The sequence below is a fragment of the Streptomyces sp. NPDC107654 genome (assembly GCF_055639035.1).
The window spans coordinates 1-14,131 of record NZ_JBVKBI010000019.1; the positions used below are offsets into that span (position 1 = coordinate 1).

13 protein-coding genes are annotated in these 14,131 nt (G+C 71.7%); 3 read left to right on the forward strand and 10 right to left on the reverse strand.

Annotation, left to right across the window (positions count from 1 at the left end):
• Positions 1 to 90 precede the first annotated feature (90 nt).
• The 3 genes from ACZ7N4_RS27960 to ACZ7N4_RS27970 form a co-directional block, all read right to left on the reverse strand.
• On the reverse strand, positions 91 to 2,487 hold the full coding sequence (locus ACZ7N4_RS27960; protein WP_471362950.1) for a glycoside hydrolase family 65 protein: 2,397 nt from the start codon (positions 2,485 to 2,487) through the stop codon (positions 91 to 93).
• Positions 2,484 to 3,227, reverse strand: coding sequence for an HAD family hydrolase (locus ACZ7N4_RS27965; protein WP_471362953.1), 744 nt, complete (start codon positions 3,225 to 3,227; stop codon positions 2,484 to 2,486). The genes ACZ7N4_RS27960 and ACZ7N4_RS27965 overlap by 4 nt, the downstream gene beginning before the upstream one ends.
• A gap of 189 nt (positions 3,228 to 3,416) precedes the next feature.
• The gene (locus ACZ7N4_RS27970; RefSeq protein ID WP_471362956.1) at positions 3,417 to 4,376 is read right to left on the reverse strand and encodes a hypothetical protein; all 960 of its coding nucleotides are present in this window, start codon (positions 4,374 to 4,376) and stop codon (positions 3,417 to 3,419) included.
• A gap of 183 nt (positions 4,377 to 4,559) precedes the next feature.
• Here ACZ7N4_RS27970 and ACZ7N4_RS27975 point away from each other — a divergent pair, with 183 nt between their 5' ends.
• Entirely contained in the window at positions 4,560 to 5,300 is a 741-nt protein-coding gene (locus tag ACZ7N4_RS27975; RefSeq protein WP_471362959.1) for a DUF4097 family beta strand repeat-containing protein, read from the forward strand.
• A 181-nt stretch (positions 5,301 to 5,481) separates the two neighbouring features.
• Here the strand turns inward: ACZ7N4_RS27975 and ACZ7N4_RS27980 are convergent, their stop codons facing one another.
• Positions 5,482 to 6,609, reverse strand: coding sequence for an FAD-dependent oxidoreductase (locus tag ACZ7N4_RS27980; protein WP_471362962.1), 1,128 nt, complete (start codon positions 6,607 to 6,609; stop codon positions 5,482 to 5,484).
• A gap of 214 nt (positions 6,610 to 6,823) precedes the next feature.
• Here ACZ7N4_RS27980 and ACZ7N4_RS27985 point away from each other — a divergent pair, with 214 nt between their 5' ends.
• Positions 6,824 to 7,138: an NIPSNAP family protein gene (locus tag ACZ7N4_RS27985; protein WP_189295838.1), complete on the forward strand. Its 315-nt coding sequence runs from the start codon at positions 6,824 to 6,826 to the stop codon at positions 7,136 to 7,138.
• Here ACZ7N4_RS27985 and ACZ7N4_RS27990 read toward each other — a convergent pair.
• The 6 genes from ACZ7N4_RS27990 to ACZ7N4_RS28015 form a co-directional block, all read right to left on the reverse strand.
• Positions 7,093 to 7,698 (reverse strand): DinB family protein, encoded by a 606-nt coding sequence (locus ACZ7N4_RS27990; RefSeq protein WP_471362965.1) that lies wholly within the window; start codon positions 7,696 to 7,698, stop codon positions 7,093 to 7,095. The two genes, ACZ7N4_RS27985 and ACZ7N4_RS27990, sit on opposite strands and share 46 nt — an antisense overlap.
• Before the next feature lie 102 nt (positions 7,699 to 7,800).
• A complete protein-coding gene (locus ACZ7N4_RS27995; RefSeq protein ID WP_471362968.1) occupies positions 7,801 to 8,403 on the reverse strand; it encodes an anthranilate synthase component II in 603 nt (200 codons plus the stop codon).
• Positions 8,400 to 9,959 (reverse strand): anthranilate synthase component I family protein, encoded by a 1,560-nt coding sequence (locus tag ACZ7N4_RS28000; RefSeq protein ID WP_471362971.1) that lies wholly within the window; start codon positions 9,957 to 9,959, stop codon positions 8,400 to 8,402. The genes ACZ7N4_RS27995 and ACZ7N4_RS28000 overlap by 4 nt, the downstream gene beginning before the upstream one ends.
• Positions 9,960 to 10,016: 57 nt before the next feature.
• Positions 10,017 to 11,432 carry a phenylacetate--CoA ligase family protein gene (locus ACZ7N4_RS28005; protein WP_471362974.1) on the reverse strand — a complete coding sequence of 472 codons (1,416 nt, stop codon included), beginning with the start codon at positions 11,430 to 11,432 and terminating at the stop codon, positions 10,017 to 10,019.
• Positions 11,429 to 12,109 (reverse strand): flavodoxin family protein, encoded by a 681-nt coding sequence (locus tag ACZ7N4_RS28010; RefSeq protein ID WP_471362977.1) that lies wholly within the window; start codon positions 12,107 to 12,109, stop codon positions 11,429 to 11,431. The genes ACZ7N4_RS28005 and ACZ7N4_RS28010 overlap by 4 nt, the downstream gene beginning before the upstream one ends.
• A 63-nt stretch (positions 12,110 to 12,172) precedes the next feature.
• On the reverse strand, positions 12,173 to 13,024 hold the full coding sequence (locus ACZ7N4_RS28015) for an AfsR/SARP family transcriptional regulator (RefSeq protein WP_471362980.1): 852 nt from the start codon (positions 13,022 to 13,024) through the stop codon (positions 12,173 to 12,175).
• A 428-nt stretch (positions 13,025 to 13,452) separates the two neighbouring features.
• On the opposite strand from ACZ7N4_RS28015, the gene ACZ7N4_RS28020 reads away from it, so the two are divergent.
• Positions 13,453 to 14,106: a response regulator transcription factor gene (locus ACZ7N4_RS28020; RefSeq protein ID WP_471362982.1), complete on the forward strand. Its 654-nt coding sequence runs from the start codon at positions 13,453 to 13,455 to the stop codon at positions 14,104 to 14,106.
• Positions 14,107 to 14,131: the final 25 nt, after the last annotated feature.

Consider the following 14,131-nt stretch of genomic DNA (forward strand, 5'->3'; position numbering starts at 1 on the left):
GCTGGACTGGTACAACTACCACCGACCCCACACCGGCATCAGCGGCCAACCACCAGCCAGCCGCGTCACCAACCTCTCCGGACAGCACATCTAGGTCTGTGTCCCCGCTTGCTGTTCCTCTCCCGTGGGCAGGCCCGTGGGGTGGCGGCCCGGTGGTTGCTGTGGTTCGGGGCGGGCGGGGGCGGCAGGCACCGGGCGGTCCTGGGGAGCGTCGGTGGTGACGGTCATCGGCTCCCCGTGGTGCAGCACGACCATCGGTTCCCCTTCCACCAGCCGGTAACGCGCCCGGGACGGGCCGATGTCCACCTTCAGCCTGCGTCCGCGGACCAGCACGGTGAACGCCACCCTGGACAGTGCTTCCGGCAGGCGCGGCGCGAAGGCGAGCAGGTCGGGTCTTCCGTCTTCGCCGACGTACCGGCGCAGGCCGCCGAACCCCGCCACCAGGGCGATCCAGGTCCCGGCGAGGGAGGCGATGTGGAGCCCGTCGCGGGTGTTGTGCTCCAGGTCGCCGAGGTCCATCAGCGCGGCCTCTCCGAGATAGGCGTAGGCCAGCCGGAGGTGCCCGGTCTCGGCGGCGAGCACGGCCTGGCAGCACGCGGACAACGAGGAGTCGCGGACGGTGAGCGACTCGTAGTACGCGAAATTGCGTGCCTTCTGCTCCTCGGAGAAGAGGTGCGGGCACTCCATCATCGCCAGCACCAGGTCGGCCTGCTTCACCACCTGTTTCCGGTAGAGGTCGAAGTAGGGGTAGTGGAGCAGCAGCGGATAGTTCTCGGGTGGGGTCGCCTCGAAGTCCCAGCGCTGGAGCGTCGTGAACCCGGCCGACTGTTCGTGCACGCCGAGGGAGTCGTTGTACGGCACCGCCATGCGCGTCGCCGCGTCCCGCCAGACCGCGGTCTCCTCGTCGTCGACGCCGAGTTCCGCGGCCCGGTCCGGATGGCGCGCGGCCGCGTCGGCGGCGGCCAGCAGGTTCTGCCGGGCCAGCAGGTTGGTGTACAGGTTGTCGCGGGTGATGGCGCTGTACTCGTCCGGTCCGGTGACCCCGTCGATGTGGAAGACGCCTTCCGCGTCGTGGTGCCCGAGGGAGCGCCACAGTCGGGCGGTGTCCACGAGGAGGTCGAGCCCCTCATGGCGTTCGAACTCCTCGTCGCCGGTCACCATGACGTACCGGACGGCGGCCAGGGCGATGTCGGCGTTGATGTGGAAGGCGGCGGTGCCGGCCGGCCAGTAGGCGGAACACTCGGCGCCGTCGATGGTCCGCCAGGGGAAGGCCGCTCCGGCCAGGCCCAGTTGACTCGCGCGTTCCCGGGCCGGCTGCAGCATCTTGTGCCGCCATCTCAGGGCCGACGCGACGGCTTCCGGCGCGGTGAACGTGAGGACGGGCAGCACGTACGACTCGGTGTCCCAGAAGGAGTGCCCGTCGTACCCGGTGCCGGTCAGGCCTTTGGCGGGGATGGCCCGGTTCTCGCCGCGGGCCGCCGCCTGGAGCACGTGGAAGAGGGCGAACCGGACCGCCTGCTGGATCTGCGCGTCGCCCTCGACCTCGACGTCCGCGCCGGCCCAGAAGCGGTCCAGGTATTCCCGTTGCGCGGCGAGCAGCCCGTCCCAGCCCGTGCTGACGGCGGCCGCCACCGCTCCGTCCACCTGGTCGTGCACGGCCGGCAGCGAGCGCTGCCCCGACCAGCCGTAGGCCACGAACTTGACCAGTCGCAGGGGCTGCCCGGGTACCAGGTCCGCGGTCACCGTCAGCCGGCTGACGTCGGGCTCGCTCTGTGCCGTCCGGCGTGTGCTCTCGGGGCCCTCCACGAGGTGGTCGGCCGCCGCGGCCACCCGCAGGGCGCTGTGGGTGGTGCGGTGCACGAGCCGCAGGCGGGTGTCCTGGGCGAAGTGCTCTTCGGCGATCAGGGGGGTTTCGACCGCGGCGGCGACGCGCGGGTCGCCGTGCAGTCGGGGCAGTTGTTCGTTGGCGACCAGCTCGGACTGCACGGCCACCGTGGTGGGTCCGTCGACCGGCTCGACCTCGTAGACGATCGCGGCCACCGCGCGCTGGGTGAAGGAGACGAGCCGCTGTGAGGTGATCCGGACGGTGCGGCCGCCGGGCGAGGTCCACCGCGCCGTGCGGCGGACGACACCGGCGCGGAAGTCCAGAACGCGTTCGTGTTCCTGCAGCCGGCCGTAGCGCAGATCGCACGGGTGGTCGTCGACGAGCAGACGGATGATCTTGCCGTCGGTGACGTTGATCATCGTCTGGCCGGACTCGGGATACCCGTAGCCCGCTTCCGCGTACGGCAGCGGGTGGCTCTCGTAGACGCCGTTGAGGTAGGCGCCGGGCAGTCCGTGCGGCTCGCCCTCGTCGAGGTTGCCGCGCCAGCCGACGTGTCCGTTGGAGAGCGCGAACACCGATTCGCTCTGGGCGAGCACGTCCAGGTTGAGGTCGGTCTCGCGCAGGCACCACGGCTCGACCGTGTAGCTGGGATGGGTGATCACCGCGACTCCAGAAGCTCGGCCAGGTCACGGACGACGATGTCCGCTCCGTGGGCGCGCAGTTGGTCCGCCTGGCCCACCCGGTCGACGCCCACGACCACACCGAACCGTCCGGCCCGCCCGGCCTCGACGCCGGCCAGGGCGTCTTCGAACACGGCGGCCTCGTCCGGTTCGACGCCGAGGCCGCGGGCCGCTTCCAGGTAGGTGTCGGGGGCGGGCTTGCCGCGCAGTCGGCGTTCGCGCGCCACGACTCCGTCGATCCGTTCCTCGAACAGGTCCTCGATGCCCGCCGCCGCCAGGACGTCTCGGCAGTTCGCGCTGGACGACACCACCGCGCGGCGCAGGCCGGCCTCCCGTGCCGCGTGGAGGAAGCGGACCGAGCCCTCGTAGGGTTCCACGCCCTCCTCCCGGATGCGTTGCAGGACCAGGGCGTTCTTGCGGTTGCCCAGTCCGTTCACCGTCTCCGCCTGTGGCGGGTCGTCCGGGGTTCCCTCGGGCAGGCGCACACCCCGTGCGGCGAGGAAGGTGCGCACACCGTCCTCGCGGGGCCGCCCGTCCACGTACTCGTCGTAGTCGTCCACCGCGTCGAAGGGCACGAACTCGGTCCCCTCGCGTGTCGCGCGTGCGCGGAGATAGCCGTCGAACATCTCCTTCCACGCGGCCGCGTGGACCTTCGCGGTCTGGGTGAGGACACCGTCGAGGTCGAACAGACAGGCACGGACATGAGCAGGAAGCCCCAGCATGCCGCCGAGGCTAGGAGCCGCCCGCGGCCGCCCGCGTCAGGCCGTCGTCCGGCACGCCGGAAGACACCCGCTCGGTGGAGGGCCGCGCCGTGGGGTTCCCGTGGCGCGGTGGTGTCCGCGCGGCGGTGTAAGGAGCGGGGCCGGTTCCGGTCCACGCCTCGGCGTCGCGGAGCCGTGGCCGGCCGCGGCTCACTGTCCGACGGTGGCTCTGCGCTGTGCCTGTTCGAACTCGGTGAGGGGGTCGCCGCCCGTCTGCCAGGGCCACGGGGTGACCGTCCCTCCGATGGCCTCGAACACCGGCCGGGCTTCGACACGGCGGTCGGCGGCCATCAGCGCGTAGGCGAGGAGGTTCAGGTCGGCGAGGGCCCTGGCGTGGCGGAGGAACCCCGGCTGCCCCCAGGTGTGCGCCACGCGGTCGAGCGCCTGGGCGGCCATTCCCTGGGACCAGTGGGTCCGCGCCACCAGTGCCTCGTATCCGCCCCGGCCGAGAATGGCGTGGTACTGGAAGACCTGGGCGGTGAGTTCCGTCGCCGCGCAGGGCGCGTTGGAGGGCATGCGGGCACACAGCGCGTCGACGAACTCCAGAACCTGGAGCCGGGAGCCACCTTCCTCGGGGGTGAGGTAGCCCAGCATGTTCATGTACGCCTCGCGGTTCCAGCGGTCACGCGCGAGCACCTCGTTCCACACCCCGAAGACCTGGGGCTGCTTCCAGCGCTGCCGGCGCGCCACCTTCAGCAGGGCCACCCAGGGGGTGGGGTCCTGCGGTGCGAGTTCGGCGGCGCGCAGACAGGTCTCCACTGCGTCGTCCGCCGTGTCGCCCGCGTGGTCCTCCGTGTGGGTCCGTGCCGCCTGGGACCACGCGTGCAGCACGAGCGCGGTGGCGTTGCGGGGCTCCCGCGCGGCCCAGGACGCCGGCAGTCGGGAGGCGGCGAGGAAGTCCGCCAGGACGCTGATGCGGTGCGTACGACGGTCCCAGTCGCCCGGGTCCTGGTCCAGGAGCCGGGACAGCTGAGCCGCGCACAGGTCGGTGGTGGCGATCGTTCCCGTCCTGGTGGTGGCCAGCAGGGACTTCAGCAGTCTGCCCAGTTCCTGGTCGTCGAGTTCAGGGGCGAGACGGGCCCGTTTGCGGCGGCTTGAGAGAAATCCCATGGCCGGAGGCTAGATCGGATCACACCAGGCGCAAGGGGCGAGGTGAGATCGTTATCGATCACACACCCTCCGTGATCAACGGTGCGGGCATCGGGGGGTTGTCCCCCGTGGAAACGTGATCTCGTATCCGTAGGATCGCCGTGACCGCTCATCGATTCCACTCGCTTCACACGGGGGACCTTCATGCGACGCCCACAAACACGCGTCCTCACAGCCGTCACTCTGGTTGCTCTCACCGCCGGCGGGCTCTCCGCCTGCTCGGAACTCGGCCAGGACACCACCTTCGAGGACGATGCCAAGGTGTCCCGGAAGGTGACCTCGATCCGTCTCGACAGTGAGAACGGCAGTGTGCGGGTGGACGCTTCGGCCGCCGCCTCCGCGGTCTCCGTGCACCGCAAGGTCACTTACCGCGGTGACAAGCCCGGTGGTACGTCCTTCCGTGTCGAGGACGGCGCCCTGACGCTCTCCGGCTGTGGTGAGCACTGCGGCGTCGACTACGTCGTCACAGTGCCTGCGGGTCTTCCCGTGACGGGGGGAACGACCAACGGCTCACTGGTGCTGGCCGGTGTCGGCCCGGTGGATGTGCGGACGAGCAACGGTGAGGTCGCGGTGACCGGCGCGGCGGGCCCGGTGAAGCTGCGCACCTCCAACGGCGACATCGGCGTCAAGGACGTCAAGGGCGGCGACATCGTCGCGGAGACATCGAACGGCGAGGTGACGATCCGGACGGGATCCCCGCAGAACATCAAGGCCCGGACGAGCAGCGGCAACCTCACCGTCACCGCGCCGCCCGCCAGGTACCGGATCTCGGCGGAGGACTCCCACGGCGACAGGCAAGTGGCGTTCAGGAACGACCCGTCGGGCGAGTACCGCCTGGATCTGTCCACGACGAACGGTGACCTGACGGTGGAACGGGCGGGGTAGCGGCCTGCTCGAAGGGCTCGTCGTGCCAGGGCATGTTGGTGCCGGTCAAGGTCAGCGGGCGGTCTCCACCACGGTGAGGTGCCGCCGCGTCCCGGCTTGCGCGGGAGGCGGCGGCACGTCGTCGTACGGAGACGACCGGGAGATGGCCGGTCGCCGGTGAGCGGCCGGCGGGACCCGTGCCCTAGGCGTCCGGCGTGAGCGCGGTGAGCAGGGCGCGGATCGGGTCGTTGTCGGAGTCGGTGCCGTGGGTCTCGGCGCCCTCGGCGGTGTCGGCCTCGGCACTGCGGGGGAACATGGCCTCCTCGTACGCGGTGAGCGCGGCCTCGATGTCGTCGGGCCGCGCGGCCAGGGCCTTGCCGAGTTCGGCGCCGTCGAGCATGGCCAGGTTGGCGCCTTCGCCGTTCGGGGCCGAGAGGTGGGCCGCGTCGCCGATCAGGGTCACCCCGGGCACCCGGTCCCACCGGTGCCCGGCCGGCAGGGAGTGGAGGGCACGCAGGACCGGCGGGGCGTCGCAGTCGGTGATCAGCGCGGTCAGCTCCGGCGCCCAGCCGTCGAACTCCTTCGCGATCCGCGCCGTGGCCACCGCCGCGTCGGCGAAATCGACGGCGTCGAACCACTCCTGCGGTTCGGCCAGCCCCACGTAGGCGTGCAGCGTGTCGCCCTGTTCCCGGTGCGCGAAGAGCTCTCGGCCCGGCGTGTGCACGATCATCGACCCGCCGCCGACCGCTTTGGCGGCGGCGGGATGCCGGGTGTCGGCGTCGAACAGGTAGGTCTCGACCACCGACTTGCCGGTGTACTCGGGTACGGCGGTGGAAAGCAGCGGGCGGACCCGGGACCAGGCGCCGTCCGCGCCGACCAGCAGGCTGGTGACGACGGTGCCGCCGTCGGCGAACGTCACCTCGTGACGGCCGTCGCCCAGGGTGCGGGTGCCGCTGACCTTGTGTCCCCACCGGACGGTGCCGGCCGGGAGCGAGTCGAGGAGGATCCGGCGCAGCTCGCCGCGTTGCACCTCCGGGCGTCCCCCCGTGCCGTCGTCGGCTTTGTCGAACAGGACGGTCCCGTCGGGGGCGAGGAGCCGCAGCGCCTGGCGGCCCTCCAGGATGATGCCGTGGAACTCGTCCATCAAGTCAGCTGACTTCAGCGCGAGTTGGCCGTTGTAGTCGTGGATGTCGAGCATCCCGCCCTGCGAGCGGGCAGCCGGGGAGGGCTCCGCCTCGTAGACGGTGGCCGGTATTCCGTGGACGTGCAGGACGCGGGCGAGCGTGAGGCCGCCCAGTCCGGCGCCGATGATCGTGATGTCCGAGGTCATGGGGGTTTCCGATCCGGTGAGTCGGGACGATGGCGCTGCTGGTGGCCGGTGCCGGTACCGATTCCGGTACTGCCGGCGCAGGCGGCCGGCTCCAACCAGCTCCAATGTCCCGTCAGCCACCGACAGACCACCGACAGATCATCGACACGGCACCCACAGGGGACCGACAGAGCGCCGATGGGCCGTCGGCGGACAATCACCGTACGATGCTGTCGTGATCACCTGTGTTGTCGAGTACACGATCGACGCGGCGAAGATCGACGCCTTCGAGCGCTTCGCCGAGCGGTGGATGACGCTGGTCGAGGAACACGGCGGCACCCACCACGGCTACTTCCTGCCGGCCGAGGGCGCGAGTGACAGGGCGATGGCGTTGTTCAGCTTTCCCGGTCTGGCCGCCTACGAGCGGTACCGGGAGCTGTTCGGCAGGCATCCGGACTTCATCGAGGCCGATCGCATCCGGGACGACAGCGGATGCGTCCTGCGCTACGAGCGCACCTTCATGCGTCCGTTGCTGCCGCGCCGTGACTGATCGGCGGACGGGGCCGCGTACAGGTCGCGGAGCAGTGCGATCTCCGCTCCGTGGTGGATGACCTCACGGTTGACGTGGAGGACGACGGCCGCGAGCGGCCAGTCGCGGTAGGTGTCCCACAGGTCGTCGCTCGGGGCGCTCAGCGCGTCGGCGTCCAGTCCGCGCACCCCGGCGGTCCACCCCTCGTACGCCTCGTCGAGCTGGCGCAGCGCCTCGGTGGCCGTCGCCGCGTACGGGAAGGTCTCGTAGTCGGTCTTCGGGCCGCCGAAGTAGTGCGCCACCCGCATGCCCAGGACTCCGACGACGACGTGGCCGAGCCGCCAGGCGATGGTGGTGACCGGGGCCGGGTGCGGCTCGGGCGTCGCCCAGTCGATGACGTGGCTGCCCGATCCCGCCGCCGACGCCGTCCGGACGCGGTCGCGCGGGCGGACGTTCCAGGCGCCGGCCGCCGGTTCCCAGAAGTACTCGTCGTCGCCCAGGCCGTCCAGCCTCGGGCGCAGTTGGTGGCGCCAGTGCCAGTCGAGTTGCGCCACCAGCTGCTCTTTCCAGTCGATCTCCATGGCGACGACCGTAGGCGCGGAGCGGACCCGGCCGGTCCAGCGGCGCAGCCGACGCCCGGAAAGTGTGAACGGCTCTCCCCCGTTCGTGGGGGTGCCGTCCCGTCAGCCGTGTCCCGCCCGGCGCTCGGTCCAGGCGGCCGCGTTCGCGACGAAGTTCCCGATCAGCCGGAGACCGGAGCGGGTGCAGACGCTCTCGGGGTGGAACTGCACGGACTCGACCGGCAGGCGACGGTGGCGCAGGCCCATGACGTACCCGTCGTCCCGCGATCTCGCGCTCACCTCCAGCTGCTCCGGCAGCGTCTCCTCGACGACCACCAGGGAGTGGTAGCGCGTGGCGGTGAAGCCGTCGGGCATCCCGGTGAAGACACCGCGTCCGTCGTGCTCGATGTCGCTGGTCTTGCCGTGCATGATCCGCTCCGCCGGCCGGACCAGGGCGCCGTGGGCGGCGGCCACCGCCTGGTGCCCGAGGCACACCCCCAGCAGCGGGACCCGGCCCGCCGTCGCCCGGACGAAGCGCGGGTAGTCGTGGTCGTCGGGCGTTCCCGGCCCGGGGCCGAGGACGACCGCGTCCGTGCCCGGCCCGGGCAGGTCGGCGGCGTCGACGTCGGCCGCGCGGACGACGACGACGTCCACGCCCGTCGTCAGCAGGTACTGGCGGATGATGTGGACGAAACTGTCGAAGGCGTCGATGAGCAGGACCTTCACGTCAGCAGTTCCTCTCCCGTCACCGCCCAGTGGGCGGCGCTGCACTTGGCGAGGGTCTCCGTCCACTCCCGCTCGGGGTCGGAGTCGGCGACGATGCCCGCCGACGCTCTCGTCCGGTAGGCCCCGCCGTCGTGGACCAGGGTGCGGATGCACAGGGCGAGGTTGAGGTGGCCATGGTGGCCGATGATGCCGACGGCGCCCGCGTACAGGCCCCGGCGCCTGGTCTCCAGGGCTTCGATGATCTCCATGGCGCGGATCTTCGGTGCGCCGGTCATCGTGCCGGCCGGGAAGAGGGCCGCGATGACGTCGAAGACGTCCGTGTCCGGCTCGGTCCGCCCGGTGACCGTGGACACCAGGTGCAGCACCCTCGTGTACCTCTCCGTCCGCAGCATGTCGGGCGTGTCCAGCGTGTCCCTGCGGCACACCCGCCCGATGTCGTTGCGGCACAGGTCCACCAGCATGACGTGCTCCGCGATCTCCTTCGGGTCCGCGCGCAGCGCCGCGGCCTGGCGGGCCGCCTGACCGGGATCCGCGCCGCACGGCAGTGTGCCGGCGATGGGCCGCATGGTCAGCAGGTCGCCGTCCTTGCGGACGAACAGCTCGGGGCTGGCGCCGATGACCGTCCGCCCCGCGAACGGCGCGAGGTACATGTACGGCGAGGGGTTGCGCAGGCGCAGGCGCGTGTAGACGTCGACGGGGTCGGCCTCGCTCTCGATCGTCAGCTCGTGGCCGAGCTGCACCTGGTAGATGTCCCCCGCCCGCAGGTGGGCCAGGGCCTGCCGGGCGTCGGCGCCGAACCGTTCGGGCGTCGTGCTGTCCCGCACGCGGAGCGGCGGCGGCACCTCGGGACACCCGGGGCCGTCCGCCGGTGCGGGCGGGGCGAGGGCGAGGGTGTGCCGGACGGCCTCCGCGTCCAGCCGCGGCCACCCGGGGGCGTCGGCGAGCGCCAGCTCGGCGGGCGGCTGGGGCCCACGCGCCTGCTCCGCCGTGTACGACAGGCAGCCCTGGAACAGGGCCAGGGAGAGGTCGGGCAGGTCCTCCTCCTGAGGGATGAGGCGGGGGAGGTCCTCGATGTAGTGCACGGTGTCGTAGCCGAGGAAGGCGAGGAAGCCGAACTCCCCGTCGGGCTCGGCGGGTTCACCGGGTTGACCGGGTTGACCGGGTACGCCGGGTTCTTCGCGGCAGAAAGCCTCGGTCAATGCCCGCAGCGCGGTCCACAGCGCACCGGGCGAGGGCAGGTGCAGCGAGCCGCGGTCCGCGGCCGGCAGGCCGAGTCCCCTGCGCATCGCGCTCGTCGCGAGCCGCGTGAGCGCCGGGGCGCCGGCGGCCTCGACACGGCCGCGGGTGACGGTGACGGTGAGCAGGGCGCGGAAGCCGACCAGGCTGCGCCGGCTGTCGGGCTCCGGGCCGCCCGCGGACTCCAGGAGGTAGACCTGGTCCCGCCCGAAGCGAGCGGCCAGCGCCCGGTACGCGGCGAGCGGCCGCGGCGCGGCACAGCGCGAGCGCCGTACCGTGACGGTGACGGCCGGGGGGTGAACGGGCGAGTGCGTCGTCATGGAGCGGCACTCCTTCCTGGCCTCTGCCGACGCCTGGTCTCTGCCGGGTACGGGTGGTCAGCCGGGCAGCAGGTGCCGCACCGCGGCCTGCCGGGCTGCCCGTACCTCGTGATCCGGTTCCGCACGGTTGTCCTGGAAGCGTGCCGCCTTCCAGCTGACGAACGCACCGGTGTGGGTCACGGGGTCGAGGTCTGCGGTGAGTTCGACGCTCGCCCGGACGCCGCACCTGTCGAGGAGGCGCCGCTCGGTCGCCGCCGCCACCGCCGCCGCGTCGTCCTGGTGGCCGGGCAGGAGTTCCAGCCGTACGGTGACCCGGTCCGTGCCGTCGGGGCCGGGGTCGACGACGATCTGGTAGCCGAGGCAGCCCCGCACACCGTCCAGCAGCGCCTCCTCCAGCTCCGCGGGGCGCAGGCGCCGCCCGCCGACGGTCACGTGGTCGGCGACGCGTCCCGTCACCGCGACCTGGGGCCCGGGCCGGCCGCAGGCGCAGCGCTCGTCGGACAGTCGCACGTGGTCGCCGGTGCGGTACCGGACGAGGGGCTTGATGCCGTCGACCAGCATGGTCAGGACCAGCTCGCCCTCGCCGGTCCGGCCGAGGCTCCGCCCGGTCGCGGGGTCGACGACCTCCGGGAGGTAGTTGGGACGCGAGAGGTGGAGCCGGCCCTCGGCACAGCCCGTGGCGATGGCGAGGGCCTCCTGTGAGCCGTACAGGATCGGCAGGGTGTCGGCTCCCCACAGCGAGGCGACGTTCCGGGCGAACGCCGGGGTGCAGATCTCGCCCAGCACCAGGAAGAGGTCGACCTTGAAGTCCCGGCGCAGGTCGTAGCCGTAGTGCCGGGCGGCTTTGGCGAGGCCCAGGCACAGGGCGGGCGCGCCGACGACGACCTCGACCTCCAGTTGGTGCATCAGACGCAGGGCCTTCTCGAAGCCGACCCGCGGCGACTCGGGCCAGATCTTGACGTGGGCCGCGCCGAGCCGCTGGGCCACCTCACCGAAGGTGTCGCCGAACGCGTACAGCTCGCTGGGGCCCATCAGCCCGATCACCGGCATGCGGTCGCCGTAGCGCGCCGTGAACAGCCGGCGGCACGCCTCCTCCACGTGCAGGTCGCTGGTGAAGACGTCCCTGGCGTCGCGCGGGCAGGGCGTGGAGGCCCCGGTCGTGCCGGTCGTCTCGTAGTAGACGAGGGCCTCGGACATGGGGCCGCACAGCACGTCCAGCAGTTCGCGGCGCAGGTCGTCCTTGGTCGTGTACGGCAGGTGCTCCAGGGACCGCGGGGTGAGGCCGTCGACGTCGGCGTCGGCGAGGTGCCGGCGGTAGAACGGGGAGTTGTCCCGCACATGGCGGACCACCGTCCGCAGCCGCTCCGTGTCCCAGGCGTCCCAGCGCTCCGCACTCAGCGTGCCGTTGAGGTAGTCGCCGGTGAACGAGGCGTACGCCTCACGGAACGGCGAGTCGACATGGTCGGCGTTCATCGGCCGGCTCCCTGGGCTCGGCGGGGCGATCGGTGACGCTCGCTGGCGATGTCGACGGCCAGTGCGTCGCGGCCCGTCAGCTCGCGGTGTTCACGCAGCACCTGGATCAGGTCGACCATGCGGTGCAGCATGCGGGTGACCATCTCCATGCCCTCCTCGTCCTCCAGCGCGCTGCCGGCCTCGTCGCCGTACACGACCGACGGGAAGCCGTGCCCGGCCACGATCATCCGGTTGAGCAGGATGTTGTGGAGCAGGTGCGCGTAGGTCTCGACGTGGCTGTAGCGGCGTCCGGTGACCACGGCGCCCGCCACCTTGTTGGTCAGCCGCCGGTCGAACCGGAGGTAGCCGGTGCCGGAACGCTCGATGAAGGCGGGCATGAGCGGTGCGCTGCCGAATCCGTGGACGGGGGTGGCGTAGATGATGCCGTCGGCCTCGGCCATCCGGTCGACGACCGCGGCCACGTCGTCGTCCACCGTGCAGGGCGTGGTGCGGAAGTTGCAGTCGCCGCAGGGGCCGCACGGGGACATCCGCAGGTCGCGCAGGCAGACGACGTCCAGGCGGGCGCCCCGGCCCGCGAGTTCCTTCTCGGCGTGGCGGAGTATGGCCGCGTTGTTGCCGTCGGGCCGTTCCGAGCCGTTGACCGCCAGGATGCGGATCTTCTGCGTGCCGCTCGCCACCTGCGCCTCCCTCGTGTGAACCGGTCGGGGTGTGGATCCTCGCCGGGCGCGGTTAGCCGGCGGTTACATCAGCGGCGCGAGGCGGCCGTGCAGCGCGTCGTCCAGGAGGCGCCGGGTGCGCGGGGCGGGCTGGGCGTCGAGCCCCTGACTGAGCCGGCGTGCGCACACGTCGTGCCACGACTTGACGCTGCCCAGTTCACCCCGCTTGCCGTGGACGTACATGAGGGTCTGGTAGGCCTCCTCCTGGTAGGGGTCCACGTCCAGGATCTGCCGGCAGTACCGCGTCGCCGCGGTGTCCTCGGCGTCGCGCAGGGCCAGTTCGCGCAGCCGGTGCAGGGCGCGCAGCACGGTGGACCGGGTCCACTCCCGCTGTTCGGCCACCCAGTCGGTGGTCTCCCCGGGCAGGAACTCGCCCCGGTAGAGCGTGACGGTCCGCCAGTAGTGGGCCGTCGCCGCGGCCGTGTCGCCGCGGCGCTCGGCCAGAGCGCCTCCCTCGAGGTGGCGTTCCATCTCCTCCGCGTCGATCCACACGCGGTCCGCGTGGAGGATGTAGCCGTGGTCGCGGTACTCGATGGTGACGGCGGGCCTCCCCCGCCCGTCGGACTCGGTGCGCAGCACCTGGCGCAGCGCGTGCATGGCGACCTTCAGCGAACTGCTGGTGGGTGTCCACTCGCTGCCGGGCCACAGCGCCTCGTACAGGTGCTCCCGCAGCATGAGGCGGCCTCGGTTCATCACCAGGTACTGGAAGAGGTGACGGGCCTTGCCCGCCCGCCACTTCAGGACGGGCGCCCCCTGGAGGGTGACGCTGAAGTCACCCAGGCAGCGGACCTCCACCGGCGCGCCGTCCGAGGCGTCGGCGTCGTCCGAGGCGCTCGCGTCATGGGGGGCGCGGCTGGTCGCGTGCGTGTCGGGCATGGTGTTTCCCCCTGATTTCCCCGTTGTGTCCGGCGTGAGACGGCTGGGGGGCCAACGTAGGAAGGTGCCATACGCGCCAACAAGCCAACGGTCGGCCGGTGAGCCCTTCGCATGAGCCGCCGAGTCCGAAGGTCGTAGTCATGCCTACACCCTTGGGGTCATCGGGTGGGAGCGGTCCCCCGGCGGGCTGCCGGCCGAGCGGTTCCAGCCACAACGGCCGCGCGCGCGGTCACAGGTTCGGCCGGGAGGTATAGCCTTGAACGGCGCTGAAGACTGTCACTTGGTTGTGCAGTGAGGGGGACCTGCATGGCGTCTGCGCAAGGGTGCAAGGAACGGAACGGCTCGTCGGGCAGTTGCACGACCGGCCCCGAGAGACGCGCGAGACACTTGCGTCGGCAGCCCGCCGTACGGGCGCGAGGCAGCGGCGCATGACCGACCCAGCCACCCATATGATCACCATCGTGGTGGCCGACGATCACCCCCTGTTCCGCGAGGGACTCGCGGAACTCCTGGCGACGGTGCCCGAGTTCAGTGTGGTGGGCACCGCGGGCGACGGCGACGAGGCCCTGTCCCTGGTAGGGGAGCACCGGCCGGACATCCTGATCCTGGACGTGCAGATGCCGGGCCCGGCGGCCGCGGTCGTGGTGGAGTGCGCCTGCCGGCTGTCACCGACGACCCGGACGGCCGTCCTCGCCATGCACGACGACACCACCCTGATGGAGGATCTGCTGCTGCGCGGTGCCGCCGCCTACCTGGTCAAGAACATGGCCCGGGACGAACTCGTGGCGGCGCTGACCACGGTCATGCACAGCAGCGGGAACGTGCTGGTGTCTGTGCCGCAGGGGGCCATCCGCGCCCTGGGGCGCAGTTCACCCGAGACCGAGGAGCCCTCGCCCCGTGAACTGACGATCCTGCGTCTGGTGGCACAGGGTATGACGAACCGTCAGATAGCCAGCAGGCTGCACGTGGCCGAGGCCACGGTCAAACGGCACCTGACCAACGTCTACGGCAAGCTGGGCGCCGTCTCCCGCGCCGACGCGGTGCGCCGTGCGGGCACGCTCGGGCTCATCGACTTCTCCTAGCGTCCGCCTCGCCGGAACCTAGAAT